We start from the raw sequence: 19,057 nt of genomic DNA on the forward strand, positions 1-19,057 counted from the left end.
GCTCCCCGCCGTTCTTCAGTGTGGCTTGTCTTTCGACTTAGGCGCCCAGCGAGGCCGGGTCGACCTTGAAGCCCGGGCCCATCGTCGAGGACAGGCTGATGCGCTTCACATAGGTGCCCTTGGCGCCCGACGGCTTGGAACGCACCAGGGCGTCCACGATGGCCTTCACGTTCGCTTCCAGGGCGTCCTGGGTGAACGAGACCTTGCCGATGCCGGCGTGGACGATGCCCGCCTTCTCGACGCGGAACTCCACGGCGCCGCCCTTGGCGTCCTTGACGGCCTGGGCCACGTTCGGGGTCACGGTGCCGACCTTGGGGTTCGGCATCAGGCCGCGCGGGCCCAGCACCTTACCGAGACGGCCAACCAGGGCCATCATGTCCGGCGACGCGATCACGCGGTCGAACTCCATGAAGCCGCCGGCGATCTTTTCGTACAGATCTTCGGCGCCGACGTGTTCGGCGCCGGCTGCGGTGGCTTCGGCGGCCTTGGCGTCCTTGGCGAAGACGGCGACGCGAACGTCACGACCGGTGCCCGACGGCAGGTTGACGACGCCACGGACCTGTTGGTCGGCGTGACGCGGGTCGACGCCCAGGTTGACCGAGATTTCCAGCGACTCGTCGAACTTGGCCTTGGCGTTTTCCTTGGCCAGCTTAATGGCGTCGGAGAACGGCAGCAGGTCCTGGGTCACGCCGGTGCGGGCCTTGAAGGCCTTGGTTTGCTTGGCCATGGTTTAGCCCTCCACCACTTCGAGGCCCATCGCGCGGGCGGAGCCTTCGATGATCTTGGCCGCCGCGTCGAGGTCGTTGGCGTTCAGATCCTTCATCTTCTTTTCGGCGATCTCGCGCAGTTGCGCCTGCGTGATCTTGCCGGCGACTTCACGGCCGACCAGCTTCGAACCCGACTTCAGGCCCGTGGCCTGCTTCAGGTACCAGGTCGCCGGCGGCGTCTTGGTGATGAAGGTGAACGACTTGTCCTGATAGACGGTGATCACGGTCGGAAGTGGGGTGCCCTTGGCTTCCTTCTCGGTGCGCGCGTTGAACTCCTTGCAGAAGCCCATGATGTTCACGCCGCGCTGACCCAGAGCCGGGCCGATCGGGGGCGAAGGCGTGGCCGAACCGGCCGGCACTTGCAGCTTGATATAGCCGAGAATCTTCTTGGCCATTGGTCTCTCCTATGAATGATCCCGGACGTGATCCGGGACCGGTGAGCCGTGGTGCGGCATGGCTGCCTCCCACGGATTTGACGCTCCACGAACCGAAGGCCCGCCGAGCGAAGGCGCGCGTGTAACAGAGGGGGGATGGAAAGGCAACGCACCGCCCCGCCCTCGCCGCAGAAACGAAAAAGCCGCGCCCTTTCGGACGCGGCTTAAATCTCGACAGGGGCGTGAGCCTCAGCCCGCGACCTTCTCCACCTGGGCGTATTCCAGTTCGACCGGCGTGGCGCGGCCGAAGATGGACACGGCGACGCGCAGGCGGGCGTGTTCTTCGTCCACGCTCTCGACCGAACCGTCGAAGCTGGCGAACGGGCCGTCGATGACCTTGACCTTCTCGCCGATGTCGAAGCGGATGGTGGGCTTGGGACGCTCGACGCCCTCTTCCACGGCGCCGATGATGTTCTGAACTTCACGCTCGGAGACCGGCAGCGGCTTGGTGCCGCCCGCGGCGCCCAGGAAGCCCGTGACCTTCGGCGTGTTCTTGACCAGGTGATAGGCCTGGTCGGTCATTTCCATCTTCACCAGCACATAGCCGGGGAAGAACTTGCGTTCCGAGTTCACCTTGCGGCCGCGACGGATCTCGACGACGTCCTCGGTCGGCACCAGAATTTCGGAGAAGGCGTCTTCCAGGCCCTGTTGCTTGGCCTGATCACGCAGCTGCTCGGCGACCTTCTTCTCGAAGTTCGAGTAGGCGTTGACGATGTACCACTTGTGGCGCGGATTGGCGGGCTTTGCGGGCGCTGCATCGGTCATGGGCACGTCTTTCTCAGGATCCGAGAGCGATGATGTAGCGGAAGGCGTAGCCCAGGCCAGTGTCCACGATCCAGAAGAAGATCGAGGCGATAATGACCATGATGAAGACCATCACCGAGGTGATCCAGGTCTCCTTGCGGCTGGGCCAGACGATCTTGCGGCCTTCGGCGCGCACCTGGCTCAGGAACTGGCCGGGGCTGGTGCGGGGCTTCTTGGGCTCGGGCGAATCGACCGTGATGGCGGCGGCGCCGGCCGCCTGAGGCTTGGCGCCCATCTGGGGCTTCGCGCTGCCTTGAGGCCGCTTGCCGGGAGTTTTGGCCTTGGCCATCAGTTGCTCTTCACACAATTGTTCCTGTCGCCCCAGATGGGAAGTCCCATCCGGAAGCGACAGGGGGGATTGGCAGGAGTTGGGGGACTCGAACCCACGACCCCCGGTTTTGGAGACCGGTGCTCTACCAGCTGAGCTAAACTCCTAGACTACCGCGCAAACCCGAGAGGTCCGTGCGTTCGCCAGAGGGGGGCGTATGCCCGACACCGCCCGCCATTTCAAGGGCGATGTGACACTTGCGATCAGTCTTCCAGATGCGCGGCGATGGCGTCCCGCTCGTCCTCGGCCTTCACCAGTTCCTTGAAGATCAGCTTGTCGATACGGCGGTCGTCCATATCCACGACCTCGACCTCGAATCGACCCACCTGCAGCACCTCGCCCTCGTCCGGGACGCGCGAGATCTGGTGCAGAATCAGGCCGGCGACGGTGTGGAAGCCTTCATGCTCGCCGAAGTCTTCGCCCAGGGTGTCGGCAAGGTCATCAAGGTCGGTCTGGCCGTCCACCAGCCAGGTGCCGTCCGCGCGTTGATGGATCCAGGCCTGCTCTTCGTCATGGCCCTCGTCGAAGTCGCCGGCGATCATCTCCAGAATGTCGGTCGCCGTCACCACGCCTTCGAAGGCGCCGTATTCGTCGACGATGAAGGCCATGTGGACCCGCGAGCCCTTCAGGATTTCCAGCGCCTTCAGCACCGATGTCGACTGAGGAATAAAGGCCGGCTCGGCGACCAGCGGCTCCACATCGATCTTGCCGGTCGTCAGAAGGGCGTCCAGCAGGTCCTTCTTGTGCACCAGGCCGAGCGGATTATCGACGTCGTTCTCGCGCGCCACGACGATGCGCGAATAAGGGCAGGTGCGGATTTCCTCGCGCACCACCTCCTCGGGGTCGTCCAGGGCGATCCAGAACACCTCGTGGCGCGGCGTCATGGCCACCCGCACCGGACGGTCGCCCAGGCGCATGATCTCCTCGATCATCTCCTGCTCTTCCGGTTCGATCAGACCGGCCGAGGTGCCCTCGGCCAGGATGGTCGCCACCTCTTCCTGGGTCACGTCCGATCCGTCGCGATCCTTGACGCCCAGCAGCTTCAGAATGCCCGAGGTCGAGGCGGTCAGCAGCAGGACGAAGGGCTTCAGCACGACCGCCAGCGTCGAGATGGGCTTGGCCATCTTGGACGCCACCGTCTCGGGGAAGATCAGCGCCAGGCGCTTGGGCACCAGTTCGCCGATGATCAGCGAGACATAGGTGATGCACACGACCACCACGGCGGTCGCGAAGAATTCGGTGTATTGCGCCAGCGCCGGGAAGGCGACTTCCAGAATGCGATCCAGCTCGCCCGCGATGGTCGCCTGACCATAGGCGCCCGCCAGAATGCCGATCAGGGTGATGCCCACCTGGACCGCGGACAGGAACTGAGTCGGTTCTTCCGACAGTTTCAGCGCCGCCCGGGCCCCCCGGTCGCCCCGTTCCGCCCTCGCCTGCAGCTTGGATTTCCGCGAGGAGACAACCGCCAATTCAGTCATGGCGAACAAGCCGTTGAGCACCACCAGGAGCAGAACGACAGCAATAGCGATGAGTAACATCTAGGGGGTTTTGGGGACCGACGCGGCGCGACAGACGGCGTCCGCAACGCTACATTAGGGCAGGATCGCGACCAGCGCCACGTTTTCCTTTGCGCTCAGCCCGTTCGCCCGGCTTCGACCGAGCCGTAAGCGCCCGAAACCGGCCGGCCGTTGGCGTCATACTGGGTCGCACAGGCGCTCATGCCCAGCACGGTGCCGATGAAGATACCCAGTCGAATGGCGCGTCGCATTTGGTTGCCGAAAGATTAACGTCCGATCCGAACGTAAATCCCGGTCAGCGGTTGCAGGCAATCGTGCTGGCCTTGGGCGCGAGCACAAAAAAGGGGGACGCCGCGAAGCGTCCCCCCTTTTCGTCTTTGATCAGACCTCGCCGATCACACCTTGATCGGCAGGGCCGTGCGGATGTGGACATCCTTCAGCTGGCGCTCCTCGGCCTCGGTCGGGGCGTTCATCAGCAGATCTTCGCCCTGCTGGTTCAGCGGGAAGGCGATGACCTCACGGATGGCCGTCTCGCCGGCCAGCAGCATGACGATCCGGTCGATGCCGGGGGCCAGGCCGCCGTGCGGCGGGGCGCCGAAGCGGAAGGCGTTCAACATGCCGCCGAACTGCTCCTCGACCACCGAGGCGTCGTAGCCGGCGATCTGGAACGCCTTCAGCATGATCTCGGCCTTGTGGTTCCGAATGGCGCCCGAGCACAGCTCATAGCCGTTGCAGACGATGTCGTACTGATAGGCGCGGATGGTCAGCGGATCCTGGTTCTCCAGAGCCTCCAGCCCGCCCTGCGGCATGGAGAAGGGATTGTGGCTGAAGTCGACCTTCTTCTCTTCTTCCGACCATTCGAACATGGGGAAGTCGACGATCCAGCAGAATTTGAACTGGTCTTCGTCCACCAGCTTCAGCTCGGCGCCCACGCGAGTGCGGGCCAGGCCGGCGAACTTGGCGAAGGTCGCAGGCAGGCCGGCGACGAAGAAGGCGGCGTCGCCCTGCCCCAGACCCAGCGACGACATCAGGGCCTCGGTCGGTTCCTGGCCCAGGTTCTTGGCGATCGGGCCGCCCCAGGCGCCCTGGTCCTCGGACCAGAAGATATAGCCCAAGCCCGGCTGGCCCTCGCCCTGCGCCCAACTGTTCATGCGATCGCAGAAGGCGCGCGAACCGCCCGTGGGGGCCGGAATGGCCCAGACGGCGTTCTTGTCGTCCGCGCCCAGGATCTTGGCGAACAGGCCGAAGCCGCCGTCGCGGAAGTGATCCGACACCACCTGCATCTTGATCGGGTTGCGCAGGTCCGGCTTGTCCGAACCGTACCACGCCATCGACTGGGCGTAGGTCAGGCGCTCGAAACCCTTGTGCTCGAACGTCTCGCCGAAGTCGTTCGTGAAGGTATGGACGCCGTCGATGGCCGAGACCGGCTTGCCCTCGCCGAACTCCTCGAACACGCCGTGCATCAGCGGCTCGATGGCGGCGAAGACATCTTCTTGGGTGACGAAGCTCATCTCGACGTCGAGCTGGTAGAACTCCAGCGACCGGTCGGCGCGCAGGTCCTCGTCACGGAAGCACGGCGCGATCTGGAAGTAGCGGTCGAAGCCCGACACCATCAGCAGCTGTTTGAACTGCTGCGGCGCCTGGGGCAGCGCATAGAACTTGCCCGGATGCAGTCGCGACGGCACCAGGAAGTCGCGCGCGCCTTCCGGCGACGAGGCCGTCAGGATCGGCGTCTGATACTCCAGGAAGCCCTGATCGACCATGCGACGGCGGATCGAGGAAATCACCTTGGAGCGCAGCACGATGTTCTTATGCAGTCGCTCGCGGCGCAGATCCAGGAAGCGGTTGGCCAGGCGGATATCCTCGGGATATTCCTGATCCCCAAAGACCGGCATCGGCAGTTCGGCGGCTTCCGACAGCACCTCGACGCCCTGGACGCGCACCTCGACCTCGCCGGTCGGCAGGTTGGGGTTCACCACGGACGCGTCGCGGGCGACCACTTCGCCATCGACCTTGATCACGCTCTCGGCGCGCAGACGCTCCACGGCGGCGAAGCCCGGCGTCTCGGGGTGCAGAACCAGCTGCGTCAGGCCGTAGTGATCGCGCAGGTCGATGAACAGCAGACCGCCGTGGTCGCGCTTGCGGTGAACCCAGCCCGACAGGCGAACAGCGGAACCAGCGTCAGAGGCGCGCAGGGCGCCGCAGGTGTGAGAGCGATAGGCGTGCATGAAACGAACCGTCTGGAGTCTCTGGGCGGTGGAATCCGACGCCGTCGGCGCCCGAAATCGAAGCGGCGTAGGGCGCATCATCGCCCCGGAAAGTCAAGGTTTCAGCCGTTGCAAAGCCTGCCGCCGCGCATGATATCTGACGCTTCATCCCGCCCGAGGCCCCCATGTTCATCGTCACCATCACCTACACCCAGCCCATCGAAGCCATCGAGGAGCGGACGGTCGAGCATCGCGCGTGGCTGGATCAGCATGTCGCCAGCGGCCTGATCATCGCCGCCGGGCCGATGGTCCCACGCACCGGCGGCATTCTGGTGGTGCGCAGCGGCGGGACCAAGCAAGAGCTGGAGACCCTGCTGAAGGACGATCCGTTCCAGGTCCACGGCCTGGCCGATTACACGGTGATCGAGTTCAAGGCCGGCAAGCTGAACCCCGCCCTGGTCGAATTCGCCTGATTTCATCCACAGGGGCGCGGTTCGCTCCCCGCAACCAACAGCGCGGGCCTGACGCGGTTAACGCCGGGCTCTGCTATGACAGGCGCATGTCCGCGCTGAGCGCCCTGCCCCCGACGACGACCGAACAGCTGCGTCTGCCGCTGGAGCGGCCGGTTGCGGGCGAGGCCTTCGTGACGTCCGACAGCAACGCCGAGGCCGTGCGCGTTCTGGCCCGCTGGCCCGACGGCGTGGGCGCGGTGCTGGCGCTGCACGGCCCCCCAGGATCGGGCAAGAGCCGCCTCGCCGCCGACTGGGCCGAGCGGGTCGGCGCCGTGCCGCTGAACGGCGCCGAGGCCGCGCTGATCGATCCGCTGGAACTGGAAGGCCGGCCGGTCCTGCTGGACCGGGCTGCGGACGCCGACGACGAAAGCCTGTTTCATCTGATCAACCTGGCCAACTCCGGCGGGGGCGCCCTGCTTTTGGTGTCGCGCTCGGCCCCGCGCCAGTGGTCGGTCGATCTGCCCGATCTGCGTTCGCGGCTGGACGCCGTGCGCGCCGTGGCCATCGCCGCGCCCGACGACGCGGTCCTGTCGGCCATCCTGCGCGCCCGCTTCGCCGAACGCAGCATCACCCCGTCCGACGAGGTGATCGACTATCTGGTGCGCCGCCTGGACCGCTCCGCCGAGACCGCCGCCGCCGTGGTCGAATGTCTGGACGCCCTTCACCGCCCGGTCACCCGCGTTCTGGCGCGTCAGGTGCTGGACGCCATGGACGCCGCCGCCGACTGACCCGCGACATTTTCTCGGCGCCCGCTTGCGGCCGTCACACACGCGCGCGAGAACCGGGTCATGACCGACGCCGCGATCCATGACGACACCCGAGGCGAAGAGGTTCCCGCCTCTCGCGCCCCCCAACTGGCGCTGAGCGAAGAGCTGATGGCCTCGCCCAGCCGGTTCTTCAATCGCGAAACCTCGTGGCTGGCGTTCAACGAACGCGTGCTGGAAGAAGCGGCCAACCCTAATCACCCGCTGCTGGAGCGGCTGCGGTTCCTGTCCATCTCGGCCAATAACTTGGACGAGTTCTTCATGACCCGCGTCGCCGGCCTGAAGGGCCAGTTGCGCGAACGGCTGCGCGTCCTGTCCGCCGACGGCCTGACCCCTGCCGAACAGCTGGAGCGGATCAACATCGCCGCTGGCGAACTGATGGCCGAACAGCAGCTGCGCTGGCGTCAGCTGAAGAAGGAGCTGACCGTCGCCGGCATCGAGATCGTCGATCGCCAGAAGATCACCAAAACCGAGCGCGAGCGTCTTGAACCCGAGTTCCTGAACCAGCTCTTCGCCGTCCTGACGCCGCTCGCCATCGACCCGGCCCACCCCTTCCCCTTCCTGCCCAACCTGGGCTTCTCCCTGGCGCTGAAGCTGAAGCGCAAGGGGGAGACCAAGACCTTCTACGCCCTGGTGCCGGTGCCGACCCAGGTGCGTCGGTTCTGGGAACTGCCGACCGACGGCCGTTCCACGCCGGGGCACAAGCGGTTCATCACGCTGGAAAACGTGCTGCTGCTGTTCATCGATCACCTGTTCCCCGGCTGCGAGGTGCAGGAAAAGGGCGTGCTGCGCCTGATCCGCGACTCGGACATCGAAATCGAGGAAGAGGCCGAAGACCTCGTGCTGGAGTTCGAGGAAGCGCTGAAGCAGCGTCGTCTGGGCTCGGTGGTGCGGGTCAAGATCGAGGCGTCCATGCCTGTCGATCTGCGCGACTTCATCGTCAGCGAGCTCGAGGCCGCGCCCCAGGACGTGGTTCTGGTCGACGGCATGCTTGGCCTGGCCCAACTGTCGGACCTGATCCCCGGCGGCCACCCAGACCTGAAGTTCAAGGGTTATGAGCCCCGCTATCCCGAACGTGTCCGCGACAACGGGGGCGATGTCTTCGCGGCCATTCGCGAGAAGGACCTGCTGATCCACCACCCGTTCGAGAGCTTCGACGTGGTGGTTCAGTTCCTGCGTCAGGCCGCGCGCGACCCCAATGTCATCGCCATCAAACAGACGCTGTATCGCACCTCCAAGGACAGCCCCATCGTCGCCGCCCTGATCGAGGCGGCCGAGAACGGCAAGAACGTCACCGCCCTGGTCGAACTGAAGGCCCGCTTCGACGAGGAGGCCAATCTGCGCTGGGCGCGGGCGATGGAGCGGGCCGGCGTCCACGTCGTCTTCGGCTTCGTCGAATACAAGACCCACGCCAAGGTCAGCGTCGTGGTCCGGCGCGAGGGCGAGGGCCTGCGCACCTACTGCCACTTCGGCACCGGCAACTATCACCCCGTGACGGCCAAGGTTTACACGGACCTGTCGCTGTTCTCCTGCGACCCCGTCCTGGGGCGCGATGCGACGCGGGTGTTCAACTACATCACCGGCTATGCGACGCCGGACCACCTCGAAGCCCTGGTCGTCTCGCCGCTGAACATGAAGGCCACGCTGATCGAACTGATCGGCAAGGAGATGTCGGCCGCCGCCATGGGCAAGCCCGCCGCGATCTGGGTCAAGCTGAACGCCCTGGTCGATGTCGAGATCATCGACGCCCTGTACCGGGCCAGCCAGTGGGGCGTGCGGATCGACCTGGTCGTGCGCGGCATCTGCTGCCTGCGTCCCGGCGTGCCGGGTCTGTCGGAGAATATCCGGGTCAAGTCGATCGTCGGCCGCTTCCTGGAACACAGCCGCATCGTCTGTTTCGCCAACGGCAAGGACCTGCCGCATGACAAGGCCAAGGTCTTCATCTCTTCGGCCGACTGGATGACGCGCAACCTGGATCGCCGGGTCGAGCTGATGACGCCGATCCGCAACGCCACCGTCCACGATCAGGTGCTGGACCAGATCATGGTCGCCAATCTGAAGGACGATGCACAAAGCTGGGTGCTGGACGCCGAAGGGCGCTATACACGCGTCACCCCCGCCGATCCTGAGCGGCCCTTCTCGGCCCACAAATACTTCATGACCAATCCCAGCCTGTCCGGGCGCGGCCGCAAGGCCAAGAGCCTGCCCGCCGTCCTGCGCTACGAGCGGCCGGGCCGCTGATGCCCGACATCGCGCTTACCGACCGCGACATCGCCGCGATCGACATCGGTTCAAACTCGGTTCGCCTGGTCCTGTACCGGCTGGAAGGCCGCGCGATCTGGACCGTCTATAATGAGAAGGTTCTGGCCGGCCTGGGCCGCGACCTGCCGACGACCCGCAAACTGTCGCCCGAGGGCGTGGTCATGGCGATGACGGCGCTACGCCGTTTCGCCGCCGTGCTGGAAGGCGTGCGGCCTGACGCGACCCTGATCGCCGCCACCGCCGCCGTGCGCGAAGCCCTGGACGGGCCGGAGTTCTGCGAGCGGGTCGCCGCCGAAACCGGCCTCCAGATCCGCGTCCTGTCGGGTGAGGAAGAGGCCAAATATGCAGCCATGGGCGTCTTGGCCGGCGCCCCCCTGGCTCACGGCGTCTCGGCCGACATGGGCGGCGCCAGTCTGGAGCTGACCCGGCTGAACGGAGACGGCGTCGAGAATGGCCTGACCTTGCCCTTGGGTCCGTTTGCTCTGGCTGACGGCAAGGCCTTCGACGCCGAGCGCATCAAGGCCCGTATCGATCAGGCCCTGAAACCGATCGCAGCCCAGTTCAAGAGCGAGCGTCTCTATGCCGTGGGCGGCGCCTGGCGCACCTTGGCCCAGGTGCAGATGGGCTTGAAATCCTATCCGCTGAAAGTCGTGCATCAGTATCAGATGTCGGCCGATGAGGCTTTGGAGACCGCGCGTCTGGTCGCGCAACAGTCGGCGGCCAGCCTGGCCAAACTGCCCGCCGTATCGAAGAAGCGCGCCGAGACCCTGCCCTACGCCGGCCTGGTGCTCGAAGCGTTGATCAAACATCTCGGTCTCAAACAGATCGAGATGTCGGCGTGGGGCGTGCGCGAGGGCCTGCTGTTCGAGACGCTGGACGAGGCGACGCGGACCGCCGATCCGCTTCTGGCCGGCTGCACCGCCTTGGGCGGTCGCCAGGGCGTGGCCCCCACCCTGCCCGGCGCGCTTAACGGCTGGATTTCCGAAATCGTCGCCGCCTTGCCCGAGGTGTTCGGTGAAAAACGCGACGCCGTGCTGGTCAGTGCCGCCTGCCGTCTGGCGGACCTCGGCGCGCGTCTGCACCCGGATCACCGGCTGGAGCTTGTCTTCGACCAGGTGCTGCGCGCGCCCGTCGCGGGCATCAGCCACACGGAACGCGCCTTTTTGGCCAGCGCGATGAACGCCCGCTACGGCGGCGCGCCCGCCACGCCTCAGCCCGAGGTCATCGACCGCCTGCTCGACGCCGCCGCCGCCAAGCGCGCCCGCGCCATCGGCCTGGCGATCCGTCTCGCCTGCGACCTGTCCGGGCGCTCGCCCCAGTTGATGGCCAACGCCGCCGCCAAGGTCAAAGGCGGCGACCTGCGCCTGACCGCGACCGAAGGCTACGCCGACGTCCTGTTGGGCGAACAGACCAGGAAGCGCGCCAAGGCCCTCGCCGAGGCGATGGACCTGGGGCTGAAGATTTGATTTCGAAGTCTCCTCCCCACTTGGTGGGGAGGTGGCGCGGCGCTTCTTCAGCGCCGTGACGGAGGGGTTCTAAGCCGCATCGCAGGCGCCTGTGGGACTTCAACAGCCCCTACACCGCTCCGTGGTCCCCCTCCCCGCAAAGCGGGGAGGAGACCTGTAAACCCTACTCGATCTCGACGACTTCCACACGCGCGCCGTTCAGCACCAGGGCGATCTCGCCGCGCTTCAGCTTCAGCGCGTCCTCGCCGAAGATCTGGCGGCGCCAGCCCTTCATGGCGTCGATATCGGCGTCGTCGCTGATGGCGATCTTTTCCAGGTCCGACACGGTGGCGATCAGCTTGGAGGCCACGCCGGCGTTGTCGCTCTTGGCCTTCAGCAGCACCTTCAACAGCTCCACAACCGACGGCGGGGCCGGCTGGCGGTGGGCGGGACGCTCCATCTCGGGCGCAAAGGCCTCAGGATCGGCCAGAACCCGTTTCAGCTCCTCGGCCAGTTCCAGACCCAGCCGTGAACCGCCGAAACCCTTCGGCACCGAGCGCAGGCGATTAAAGGCCTCGACATCCGTCGGGGTCTGCTGAGCGATCTCGTCGATGCCCTCGTCCTTCAGGATGCGGCCGCGCGGCTGGTCGCGCTCCTGCGCCGCCCGCTCGCGCCAGACGGCGACGGCCTTGAACGCCGCCAAATATTTGGCCGAGAATTTCTTGGGCTTCAGCCGCTTCCAGGCGTTTTCAGGATTGGTGTCGTAGAGGGCCGGATCGGTCAGGCTCTCCATCTCCGACATCACCCACTCCAGCCGGCCTTCCTTCTGCAGCCGGTCGCGCAGCTTGGGGTAAAGCGCCGCCAGATGGGTCACGTCGCCCAGCGCATAGACCAGCTGGTTCTCCGACAACGGCCGGCGCGCCCAGTCGGTGAAGCGGCTGCCCTTGTCCACTTCGATGCGCAGCATCTGCCGCACCAGCGAATCATAAGCGACCTGCTCGCCGAACCCGGCGGCCATGGCGGCGACCTGGGTGTCGAACATCGGCTTGGGCATGGCCCCCAGACGCACGAAGATTTCCACGTCCTGGCGACAGGCGTGGAAGACCTTCACGATCTTCTCGTCACGCAACAGATCCAGGAACGGCTCCAGATCCAGCCCTTCCGCCATCGGATCGATGATGGCGGCGTGATCGGCCGAGGCCGCCTGGATCAGGCAGAGCTTCGGCCAATAGGTCGTTTCCCGCATGAACTCGGTGTCGACCGTGATGAAAGGAGCGTTGGCTACGCGGGCGCAGAAATCGGCCAGCGCCTCGGTGGTGGTGATCGGCGTCATTCCGATGCTATAGCCCCGCGCATCCTACCTGTGGCAAGAGCCGCGCTGCATTTCCGCCCCGATTCAGGCCCGAGATCCCATGAGCGACACCCAAAAGCCTCTCGAAAACGGTCTGACCTACGCCGATGCGGGCGTGGACATCGACGCGGGCGAAATGCTGGTCGAACATATCAAGCCGCTGGCGAAATCGACGGCGCGCCCCGGATCGGAGCCCTCGCTGGGCGGATTCGGCGCCCTGTTCGACCTCAAGGCCGCCGGTTTCCAGGACCCGCTGATCGTCACCACCACGGACGGCGTCGGCACCAAACTGAAGATCGCGATCGAGACCGGCCGTCATGACGGCGTCGGCGTCGACCTGGTCGCCATGTGCGTCAACGACCTGTTGGCCCAGGGCGCCGAGCCCCTGCTGTTCCTCGACTATTACGCCACCGGACGGCTTGAGATCGACGCCGCCCGCCGCGTGGTCGCCGGCATCGCCGACGGCTGCCGCCAGGCCGGCTGCGCCCTGGTCGGCGGCGAAACCGCCGAAATGCCGGGCATGTACACCGAAGGCGACTACGACCTGGCCGGCTTCAGCCTGGGCGCCGTCGAGCGCGGCCACGCCCTGCCCTATCTGGATCGCCAGGCGGCCGGCGACGTCATCATCGGCCTGGCCTCCACCGGCCCGCACTCCAACGGCTATTCGCTGGTGCGCAAGGTGGTCGAGAAGTCCGGCCTCGGCTGGGGCGACGACGCCCCCTTCGCCAAGGACCGTTCGCTGGCCCAGGCCCTGATGGAGCCGACCCGCATCTATGTGAAGCCGGTGCTCCCGATCATGAAGGCGGGCCTGGTCAAGGGCGCGGCCCACATCACCGGCGGCGGCCTGATCGAAAACCCGCCCCGCTGCATCGCCGAGGATCTGCAGGCTCGCTTCGACTGGAACGCCTGGCCCATGCCCGCCGTCTTCCAGTGGCTGGCCGACACGGGCGGCATCAGCGACCACGAGATGCGCCGCACCTTCAACTGCGGCGTCGGCTTCATCCTGATCGTCGCGCCCGAGAACGCCGAGCCAGTTTTGGCCGCCCTGCTCAACGCCGGCGAAGTCGCCTTCGTCTGCGGACAACTGGAAGCGGCCTAAGCCGCTCCCAGTTCGCGCAGGGCTTACCGCGCCCCGCCGTTCGCCGTCTCGGCGTAGAAGCGCGACAGGTCGGCGTGCAGCTTCACCAGGGCGTCGTGGCTGAGGTACATCATGTGCCCGCCCTCATAGTAGGTGAACTCCAGGTTCGGCCGCAGGCTGGGCTCCAGCATCATTTGCGCCAGGTCGAACTCGGTCGAGAAGAAGGGCGTGGCGGCGTCGTAATAGCCGTTCAGCGACATCACCTTCAGATACGGATTGCGCCGCATCGCCGTGGCCAGATCGATGGCCGTGTTCGGCGTCGTCTGCGGCCCTCCGACCGGCGGACGGTGGCTCCAGTTCCAGTTGAAGCCGGGCTGGCCCCGCGCCGACATCCGGTATTCGACGTCGGTCTTGTAGTTCAGCTGATTGGCCACATAGTCGCGGAAGATGCCGAAATAGGCCCCCGTCACGGCCGAGCTGGACGGATCATCCTCCGGCTCGCCGCCCGCCGCATCCTCGTCCAGACCCATGTAGCGGGTGTCCAGCCGCCCGATCGTCTGGCGCCGGTCGCGCAGCAGTTCCTTGCGGAAGGCGCCGAGGTCCACGCGCATATTGGCGTTGTCGATGAAGGTGGTCGACAGGCCGGTCAGTTCGCTCATCTGGCGCACGATATCCGCGCGCTCGGCGTCAGAGATCATATGCCCCTTGGCCAGGGCGGAGGCATACGGTCCCAATGCGAAGTCGCGTGCCCGCTGGACCTGTTCCTCGACCGTCGCGGCCGGGTTCGCCAGCTTGCGATGATACCAGGCCGTCGCCGCATGGGTCGGCAACAGGGTGACGAAGTTCTGCGGATAGCCTGGCTGACGCACGCCATAGTTCATGATCGACGACAGCAGCACCACGCCGTTCAGCGACATCCCGCGATCTTCAAGCTGGAACGCCACCGCACCGGTGCGCAGCGTGCCATAGGATTCGCCGATGATGTATTTCGGGCTGGACCAACGGCTGAACTTGGTCGTGTAGCGCATGATGGCGCGGGCGAAGGCGTCGGCGTCTCCGTCCACGCCCCAGAAGGTCGAACCCGGCGTCTCGCCCAACGGACGCGAGAAGCCCGCGCCTACCATGTCGATGAAAACCAGGTCCGTCTGATCCAGCAAGGTCATGTCGTTCGGACCAAAGGCGAAGGGCGCCGGCCGCACCACGGTCGGCTCATCGGTCTGGACCCGCATCGGCCCAAACGAGCCCATATGCAGCCACACGGTCGGCGAGCCTGGTCCGCCGTTGTAGAGATAGGTCACCGGCCGCGTTCCGACGGGCTGACCGTCCAGCGTATAGGCGGTGTAGAACAAGCTCGCGGTCGGCATCCCCGCATCGTCGCGGATCGTCAGCGTGCCCGCCGTCGCCTTGTATCGCAGGGTCTTTCCGTGGGCGTTGACCGAATGGGCCGTCGTGACCTCGGTCTCCTCGACCGGTGCGCGCGCCCAATCCTTTTCGATCGCCTCGGCGTTGGCGTTGCGGAACCGGTCGGTTGCGGATCGCATCGCGGCGCCCCCGCCATTGTTGCTGCTGCTGTTGGTCCCGCTTTCCTGGGCCAGCGCCGCCACGGGCGCGCCCAGCATCGCGGCGATGGCCGCGAGGCAGATCAGTCTGTTCATGCGATAGTCCCCTGTACGCGCCGACCCACGACCCCTCGCCATACGGTCGGCGTTACACGCTAACGCCCGAATCCAGCCGACAACAAGGGCGGATCGCGTTTGAAACTTGCCAAGCGTCGCCCGCGCCGTCATGCGAGGCGCCATGTCGCCCCAAGCCGCCCCGCCCGTCCGCGTCGCCGTCCTGATCTCGGGGGCGGGCTCCAACATGGCGGCTCTGATCGACGCCGGTCAGGCGCCGGACAGCGGCTATGAGGTCGTGCTGGTGCTGTCGAACATCGAGGGCGCAGGCGGTCTGGCGATTGCGGCGGCCAAGGGCGTGGCGACGGCGACCGTGGCGCATAAATCGTTCGGCAAGGACCGTGAGGCGCATGAGCGGGCGGTGGACGCCGCCCTGCGCGGCGCGGGCGTCGAGGTCGTTGCGCTGGCCGGCTATATGCGTGTTCTGACACCCTGGCTGGTCGGCGGCTGGCGCGAGCGGATGCTGAACATGCACCCCAGCCTGCTGCCCCTCTATCCCGGCTTGGACACCCACGCCCGTGCGATCGCCGCCGGCGACGCCGAGGCCGGCTGCACGGTCCATCTGGTGACCGAAGGCGTGGACGAAGGCCCGATCCTGGGCCAGGCGCGCGTGCCGATCGTCGAGGGCGACACGGCCGAGGCCCTGGCCGAACGGGTCAAGACGGCGGAGCATCAGCTTTACCCGAAGGTGCTGGCCGACTTCTGCCGAGACCTGCCCCGCCCTTAGCGGCGCGAAGATTACAAAAACGTCATGCGACAGACCGCCGCACCGGCGCAATGGTGCGCCCGACCTCAATCGGGACCCTCTCTATCCATGACTCGCATTCGTCTGATGGCCGCCTGCTCGGCCTGTATCGTCGTCGCTCTCACCGGCGGCGCGGCCTCGGCCCAGGACGCTTCGGCCCAGCATTCGCACGGCATGGCCGGCACGGCCCACAGCCCCTTCGGCGCCTGGGGCTTCGATCTGGCCGGTCGCGACACCTCGGTGAAGCCCGGCGACGACTTCAACGAATACGCCAACGGAACCTATCTGCGCACGACCGAAATCCCGGCCGACAAGTCGCGCTTCGGCCCGTTCGACGTCCTGTACGAGAACGCCCAGTCCCAGCTGAAGTCGATCATCGAGACCAGCGCCGCCAATCCCGCCAACGAGAACGCCCGCAAGGTCGGCGCCCTGTACGCCAGCTTCATGGACGAGGCGAAGATCGAGCAGCTGGGCGCGACGCCGCTGGCCGCCGACCTCGCCGCCGTCAAGGCGGTCACCGACCACGCCGGCATGGCGCGCCTGATGGGCGAGAGCCATTCGGGCTTCGGCGGCCCCTGTTCGGCATCGACGTGTTCGAGGATCTGAAGAACCCCAATCTGAACTCGGCCTATCTGGGTCAGGGATCGCTGGGCCTGCCGGACCGCGACTATTATCTGAAGCCCGACTTCGCCGCCCAGCGCGAGGCCTATCTGGCCTATCTGACGACCACCCTGACCGCCATCGGCTGGGCCGATCCGGCCAAGACCGCCGCGGACATCCTGGCCTTCGAAACCAAGGTCGCCGACAAGCAGTGGACGACGGTCGAGCGTCGCCAGATCGACAAGCTGTACAACCCGGCCAAGGCCTCGGACCTGGCGACGCTGGCTCCCGGCTTCGACTGGGCCGGCTTCCTGGCCGGCGCCCAGGTGTCGGACGTCGACACCCTGGTGCTGATGGAAAACACCGCCATCCCCGCCATCGCCCAGGTGTTCGCCGACACCCCCATCGAGACGCTGAAGGCCTGGCAGGCGTTCAACGTCGTTGATCAGGCCAGCCCCTATCTGTCCAAGGCCTTCGTCGACGCCCGCTTCGACTTCCGCGGCAAGACGCTGCGCGGTCAGCCTGAGAACCGTCCCCGCTGGAACCGGGGCGTGGCTCTGGTCGATGGTCAGCTGGGCGAGGTCCTGGCTCAGGAATACGTCCGCTTGCACTTCCCCGCCTCGTCCAAGGCCCAGATGGAAGCCCTGGTCGGCAACATCCGCGACGCCATGACCGAGCGACTGAAGACCCTGGACTGGATGAGCGAGCCCACGCGCGAGCAGGCCCTGTACAAGATGTCCAAGTTCGGGGTGAAGATCGGCTATCCCGACAAGTGGCGCTCGTATGACGGCCTGGAGCTGAAGGCCGACGACCTGTACGGCAACGTCGAGCGCTCCTCGGCCTTCGAATGGGCCTACAAGCGCGGCAAGATCGGCAAGCCGGTCGATCCGCTGGAATGGGGCATGACGCCCCAGACGGTGAACGCCTACTACAACCCGCCGCGCAACGAGATCGTCTTCCCGGCCGCCATCCTGCAGGCGCCCTTCTTCGATCCGAACGCGGACCCGGCCGTCAACTACGGCGGCATCGGCGCGGTCATCGGCCACGAGATCACCCACGGCTTTGACGATCAGGGCCGCAAATCGGACGGCGACGGCGTGCTGCGCGACTGGTGGACGCCGGAAGACGCCGCCCGCTTCGAGGCGCGCGCCAAGGTGCTGGGCGACATCTATGACAAGCTGGAGCCGATCCCCGGCGTGCACGTCAACGGCGACCTGACGATGGGCGAGAACATCGCCGACCTGGGCGGCCTGCTGCTGGCCCTGGACGCCTATCACAAGTCTCTGAACGGCCAGCCGGCGCCGGTCATCGACGGGCTGACGGGCGATCAGCGGGTCTTCCTGGGCTGGGCGCAGGTCTGGCGCGAGAAGTCACGCGAGGCGGCGCTGAAGGAGCAGCTGACCACCGACCCGCACTCGCCCGGCCCGGTGCGCGCAGCGACCTCGCCGCGCAACATCGACGCCTGGTATGCGGCCTTCGGCGTCTCTCCGGACCAGAAGGAATATATTGCGCCCGAGGCCCGCGCCCGCATCTGGTAAGGGCGCCGGACGTCAGACGTAGAAAAGGCCCGGAGCGAACGCTCCGGGCCTTTTTGTCATCCGGGCTTTCGCCGGGAAGACCTACTTGGATTTAGCGGGGCTTGGTCGCCGCGCCGGCGACGGCGCCGATGGCGGCGCCGGCCACGGTCGAACCCGTGTTGCCGCCGATGACCTGGCCGGCGACGGCGCCGCCCAGGGCGCCGGTGGCGGCGCGTTGTTCCATCGTCTGGCCGCAGGCGGCCAGCAGGGCCACGACGCCGATGACGGGGGCCAGTTTGATCATGGTCTTCATGGGTCTTCTCCGGGAGACGAACGAGATCATGACCACCAAACGACAAGGCCCGCGTCCGGTTCCGGGCGCGGGCCTATATAGTCACGCTATGCGAGAGCTGATGCTCGCGGATAGCTCTTCTTTTCTGCGCTACGCTCGGAACGCGGTCCCTCGCGACTTGAGCGCCTTGTGCTCGCGCTACGCTCGGAACGCGGTCCCTCGCGACTTGAGCGCTTAGCCGACGATCTGGTCGTCGGTGAAGAACTGGGCGATCTCGATCTTGGCGTTGTCCTGGCTGTCCGAACCGTGGACCGAGTTTTCACCGATCGACAGGGCGAACTGCTTGCGGATGGTGCCTTCGGCGGCCTGCTCCGGGTTGGTCGCGCCCATGACTTCACGATAGGCGGCGACAGCGTTGTCGCCTTCCAGCACCTGAACGACGACCGGCTCGGCCGTCATCTGCTCGACCAGCTCGCCGTAGAACGGGCGCTCGGCGTGCACTTCGTAGAATTTCTTGGCTTGTTCGGTCGTCAGCTTGACGCGGCGCTGGGCCACGATGCGCAGGCCGGCGCCTTCGATCACGGCGTTGATCGCGCCGGTCAGGTTGCGGCGCGTGGCGTCGGGCTTGATGATCGAGAAGGTACGTTCGGTCATGGGAATTGACTTCTTGTTGGGAGATTGAGTGTCGCGGGCTTATAGCGACCACCTCCCGCGTTTCCAACCGTCCCTTTTTGCATCCCTGACGCACCCCGCATGGCGAC

At 66.2% G+C, this 19,057-nt stretch carries 18 protein-coding genes, 1 tRNA gene and 1 pseudogene; 8 read left to right on the plus strand and 12 right to left on the minus strand.

Features of this window, described 5'->3' with window-relative positions; all coding sequences use genetic code 11:
• Positions 1-37: 37 nt before the first annotated feature.
• The 8 genes from rplA to aspS form a co-directional block, all read right to left on the minus strand.
• Positions 38-727, minus strand: a complete 690-nt coding sequence (rplA, locus tag VH88_RS03640) for a 50S ribosomal protein L1 (RefSeq protein ID WP_017506695.1) — start codon at positions 725-727, stop codon at positions 38-40.
• Positions 728-730: 3 nt separating this feature from the next.
• Positions 731-1,162 (minus strand): 50S ribosomal protein L11, encoded by a 432-nt coding sequence (gene rplK, locus VH88_RS03645; RefSeq protein ID WP_008259841.1) that lies wholly within the window; start codon positions 1,160-1,162, stop codon positions 731-733.
• Between the two features lie 228 nt (positions 1,163-1,390).
• A complete protein-coding gene (nusG, locus tag VH88_RS03650) occupies positions 1,391-1,966 on the minus strand; it encodes a transcription termination/antitermination protein NusG (RefSeq protein ID WP_017506694.1) in 576 nt (191 codons plus the stop codon).
• A 13-nt stretch (positions 1,967-1,979) separates the two neighbouring features.
• Positions 1,980-2,294 carry a preprotein translocase subunit SecE gene (secE, locus tag VH88_RS03655; RefSeq protein WP_017506693.1) on the minus strand — a complete coding sequence of 105 codons (315 nt, stop codon included), beginning with the start codon at positions 2,292-2,294 and terminating at the stop codon, positions 1,980-1,982.
• A gap of 70 nt (positions 2,295-2,364) precedes the next feature.
• A tRNA-Trp gene (locus tag VH88_RS03660) sits at positions 2,365-2,440 on the minus strand.
• Between the two features lie 96 nt (positions 2,441-2,536).
• Positions 2,537-3,871 carry a hemolysin family protein gene (locus VH88_RS03665; RefSeq protein ID WP_185223951.1) on the minus strand — a complete coding sequence of 445 codons (1,335 nt, stop codon included), beginning with the start codon at positions 3,869-3,871 and terminating at the stop codon, positions 2,537-2,539.
• A gap of 95 nt (positions 3,872-3,966) precedes the next feature.
• Positions 3,967-4,101 (minus strand): hypothetical protein, encoded by a 135-nt coding sequence (locus tag VH88_RS16565; RefSeq protein WP_255360388.1) that lies wholly within the window; start codon positions 4,099-4,101, stop codon positions 3,967-3,969.
• 144 nt (positions 4,102-4,245) lie between these two features.
• Entirely contained in the window at positions 4,246-6,078 is a 1,833-nt protein-coding gene (gene aspS, locus VH88_RS03670) for an aspartate--tRNA ligase (RefSeq protein WP_045810056.1), read from the minus strand.
• A 164-nt stretch (positions 6,079-6,242) separates the two neighbouring features.
• On the opposite strand from aspS, the gene VH88_RS03675 reads away from it, so the two are divergent.
• The 4 genes from VH88_RS03675 (at position 6,243) to VH88_RS03690 (ending at position 11,061) form a co-directional block, all read left to right on the plus strand.
• On the plus strand, positions 6,243-6,530 hold the full coding sequence (locus VH88_RS03675; RefSeq protein ID WP_045810057.1) for a YciI family protein: 288 nt from the start codon (positions 6,243-6,245) through the stop codon (positions 6,528-6,530).
• Positions 6,531-6,616: 86 nt separating this feature from the next.
• A complete protein-coding gene (locus VH88_RS03680) occupies positions 6,617-7,297 on the plus strand; it encodes a chromosomal replication initiator protein DnaA (RefSeq protein WP_045810058.1) in 681 nt (226 codons plus the stop codon).
• Positions 7,298-7,357: 60 nt separating this feature from the next.
• Positions 7,358-9,574: an RNA degradosome polyphosphate kinase gene (locus VH88_RS03685; RefSeq protein WP_039243735.1), complete on the plus strand. Its 2,217-nt coding sequence runs from the start codon at positions 7,358-7,360 to the stop codon at positions 9,572-9,574.
• On the plus strand, positions 9,574-11,061 hold the full coding sequence (locus tag VH88_RS03690; RefSeq protein ID WP_045810059.1) for a Ppx/GppA phosphatase family protein: 1,488 nt from the start codon (positions 9,574-9,576) through the stop codon (positions 11,059-11,061). The genes VH88_RS03685 and VH88_RS03690 overlap by 1 nt, the downstream gene beginning before the upstream one ends.
• Positions 11,062-11,224: 163 nt before the next feature.
• On the opposite strand, the gene rnd is transcribed toward VH88_RS03690, so the two are convergent.
• Positions 11,225-12,373: a ribonuclease D gene (gene rnd / locus VH88_RS03695; RefSeq protein ID WP_039243737.1), complete on the minus strand. Its 1,149-nt coding sequence runs from the start codon at positions 12,371-12,373 to the stop codon at positions 11,225-11,227.
• A 79-nt stretch (positions 12,374-12,452) separates the two neighbouring features.
• On the opposite strand from rnd, the gene purM reads away from it, so the two are divergent.
• Positions 12,453-13,490, plus strand: coding sequence for a phosphoribosylformylglycinamidine cyclo-ligase (gene purM / locus VH88_RS03700; RefSeq protein ID WP_045810060.1), 1,038 nt, complete (start codon positions 12,453-12,455; stop codon positions 13,488-13,490).
• Between the two features lie 23 nt (positions 13,491-13,513).
• Here the strand turns inward: purM and VH88_RS03705 are convergent, their stop codons facing one another.
• Positions 13,514-15,124, minus strand: coding sequence for a S10 family peptidase (locus VH88_RS03705; RefSeq protein ID WP_045810061.1), 1,611 nt, complete (start codon positions 15,122-15,124; stop codon positions 13,514-13,516).
• A gap of 142 nt (positions 15,125-15,266) precedes the next feature.
• Between VH88_RS03705 and purN the strand changes: the two genes are divergently transcribed.
• From purN to VH88_RS16680, 3 genes and pseudogenes are all read left to right on the plus strand, one after another.
• The gene (gene purN / locus VH88_RS03710) at positions 15,267-15,869 is read left to right on the plus strand and encodes a phosphoribosylglycinamide formyltransferase (protein WP_045810139.1); all 603 of its coding nucleotides are present in this window, start codon (positions 15,267-15,269) and stop codon (positions 15,867-15,869) included.
• A gap of 192 nt (positions 15,870-16,061) precedes the next feature.
• Positions 16,062-17,194: pseudogene (locus VH88_RS16675) on the plus strand (peptidase M13); the annotation flags it as partial.
• A 195-nt stretch (positions 17,195-17,389) separates the two neighbouring features.
• Positions 17,390-18,025, plus strand: a complete 636-nt coding sequence (locus VH88_RS16680; RefSeq protein ID WP_231576576.1) for a M13-type metalloendopeptidase — start codon at positions 17,390-17,392, stop codon at positions 18,023-18,025.
• Positions 18,026-18,116: 91 nt separating this feature from the next.
• On the opposite strand, the gene VH88_RS03720 is transcribed toward VH88_RS16680, so the two are convergent.
• Both VH88_RS03720 and ndk read right to left on the minus strand, forming a co-directional pair.
• A complete protein-coding gene (locus tag VH88_RS03720; protein ID WP_017504673.1) occupies positions 18,117-18,317 on the minus strand; it encodes a YMGG-like glycine zipper-containing protein in 201 nt (66 codons plus the stop codon).
• A 213-nt stretch (positions 18,318-18,530) separates the two neighbouring features.
• Positions 18,531-18,950, minus strand: coding sequence for a nucleoside-diphosphate kinase (gene ndk / locus VH88_RS03730; protein WP_017504672.1), 420 nt, complete (start codon positions 18,948-18,950; stop codon positions 18,531-18,533).
• Positions 18,951-19,057 lie beyond the last annotated feature (107 nt).

It is taken from the genome of Brevundimonas sp. KM4, from assembly GCF_000964075.1.
In the GTDB taxonomy this organism is placed as follows: domain Bacteria; phylum Pseudomonadota; class Alphaproteobacteria; order Caulobacterales; family Caulobacteraceae; genus Brevundimonas; species Brevundimonas huaxiensis.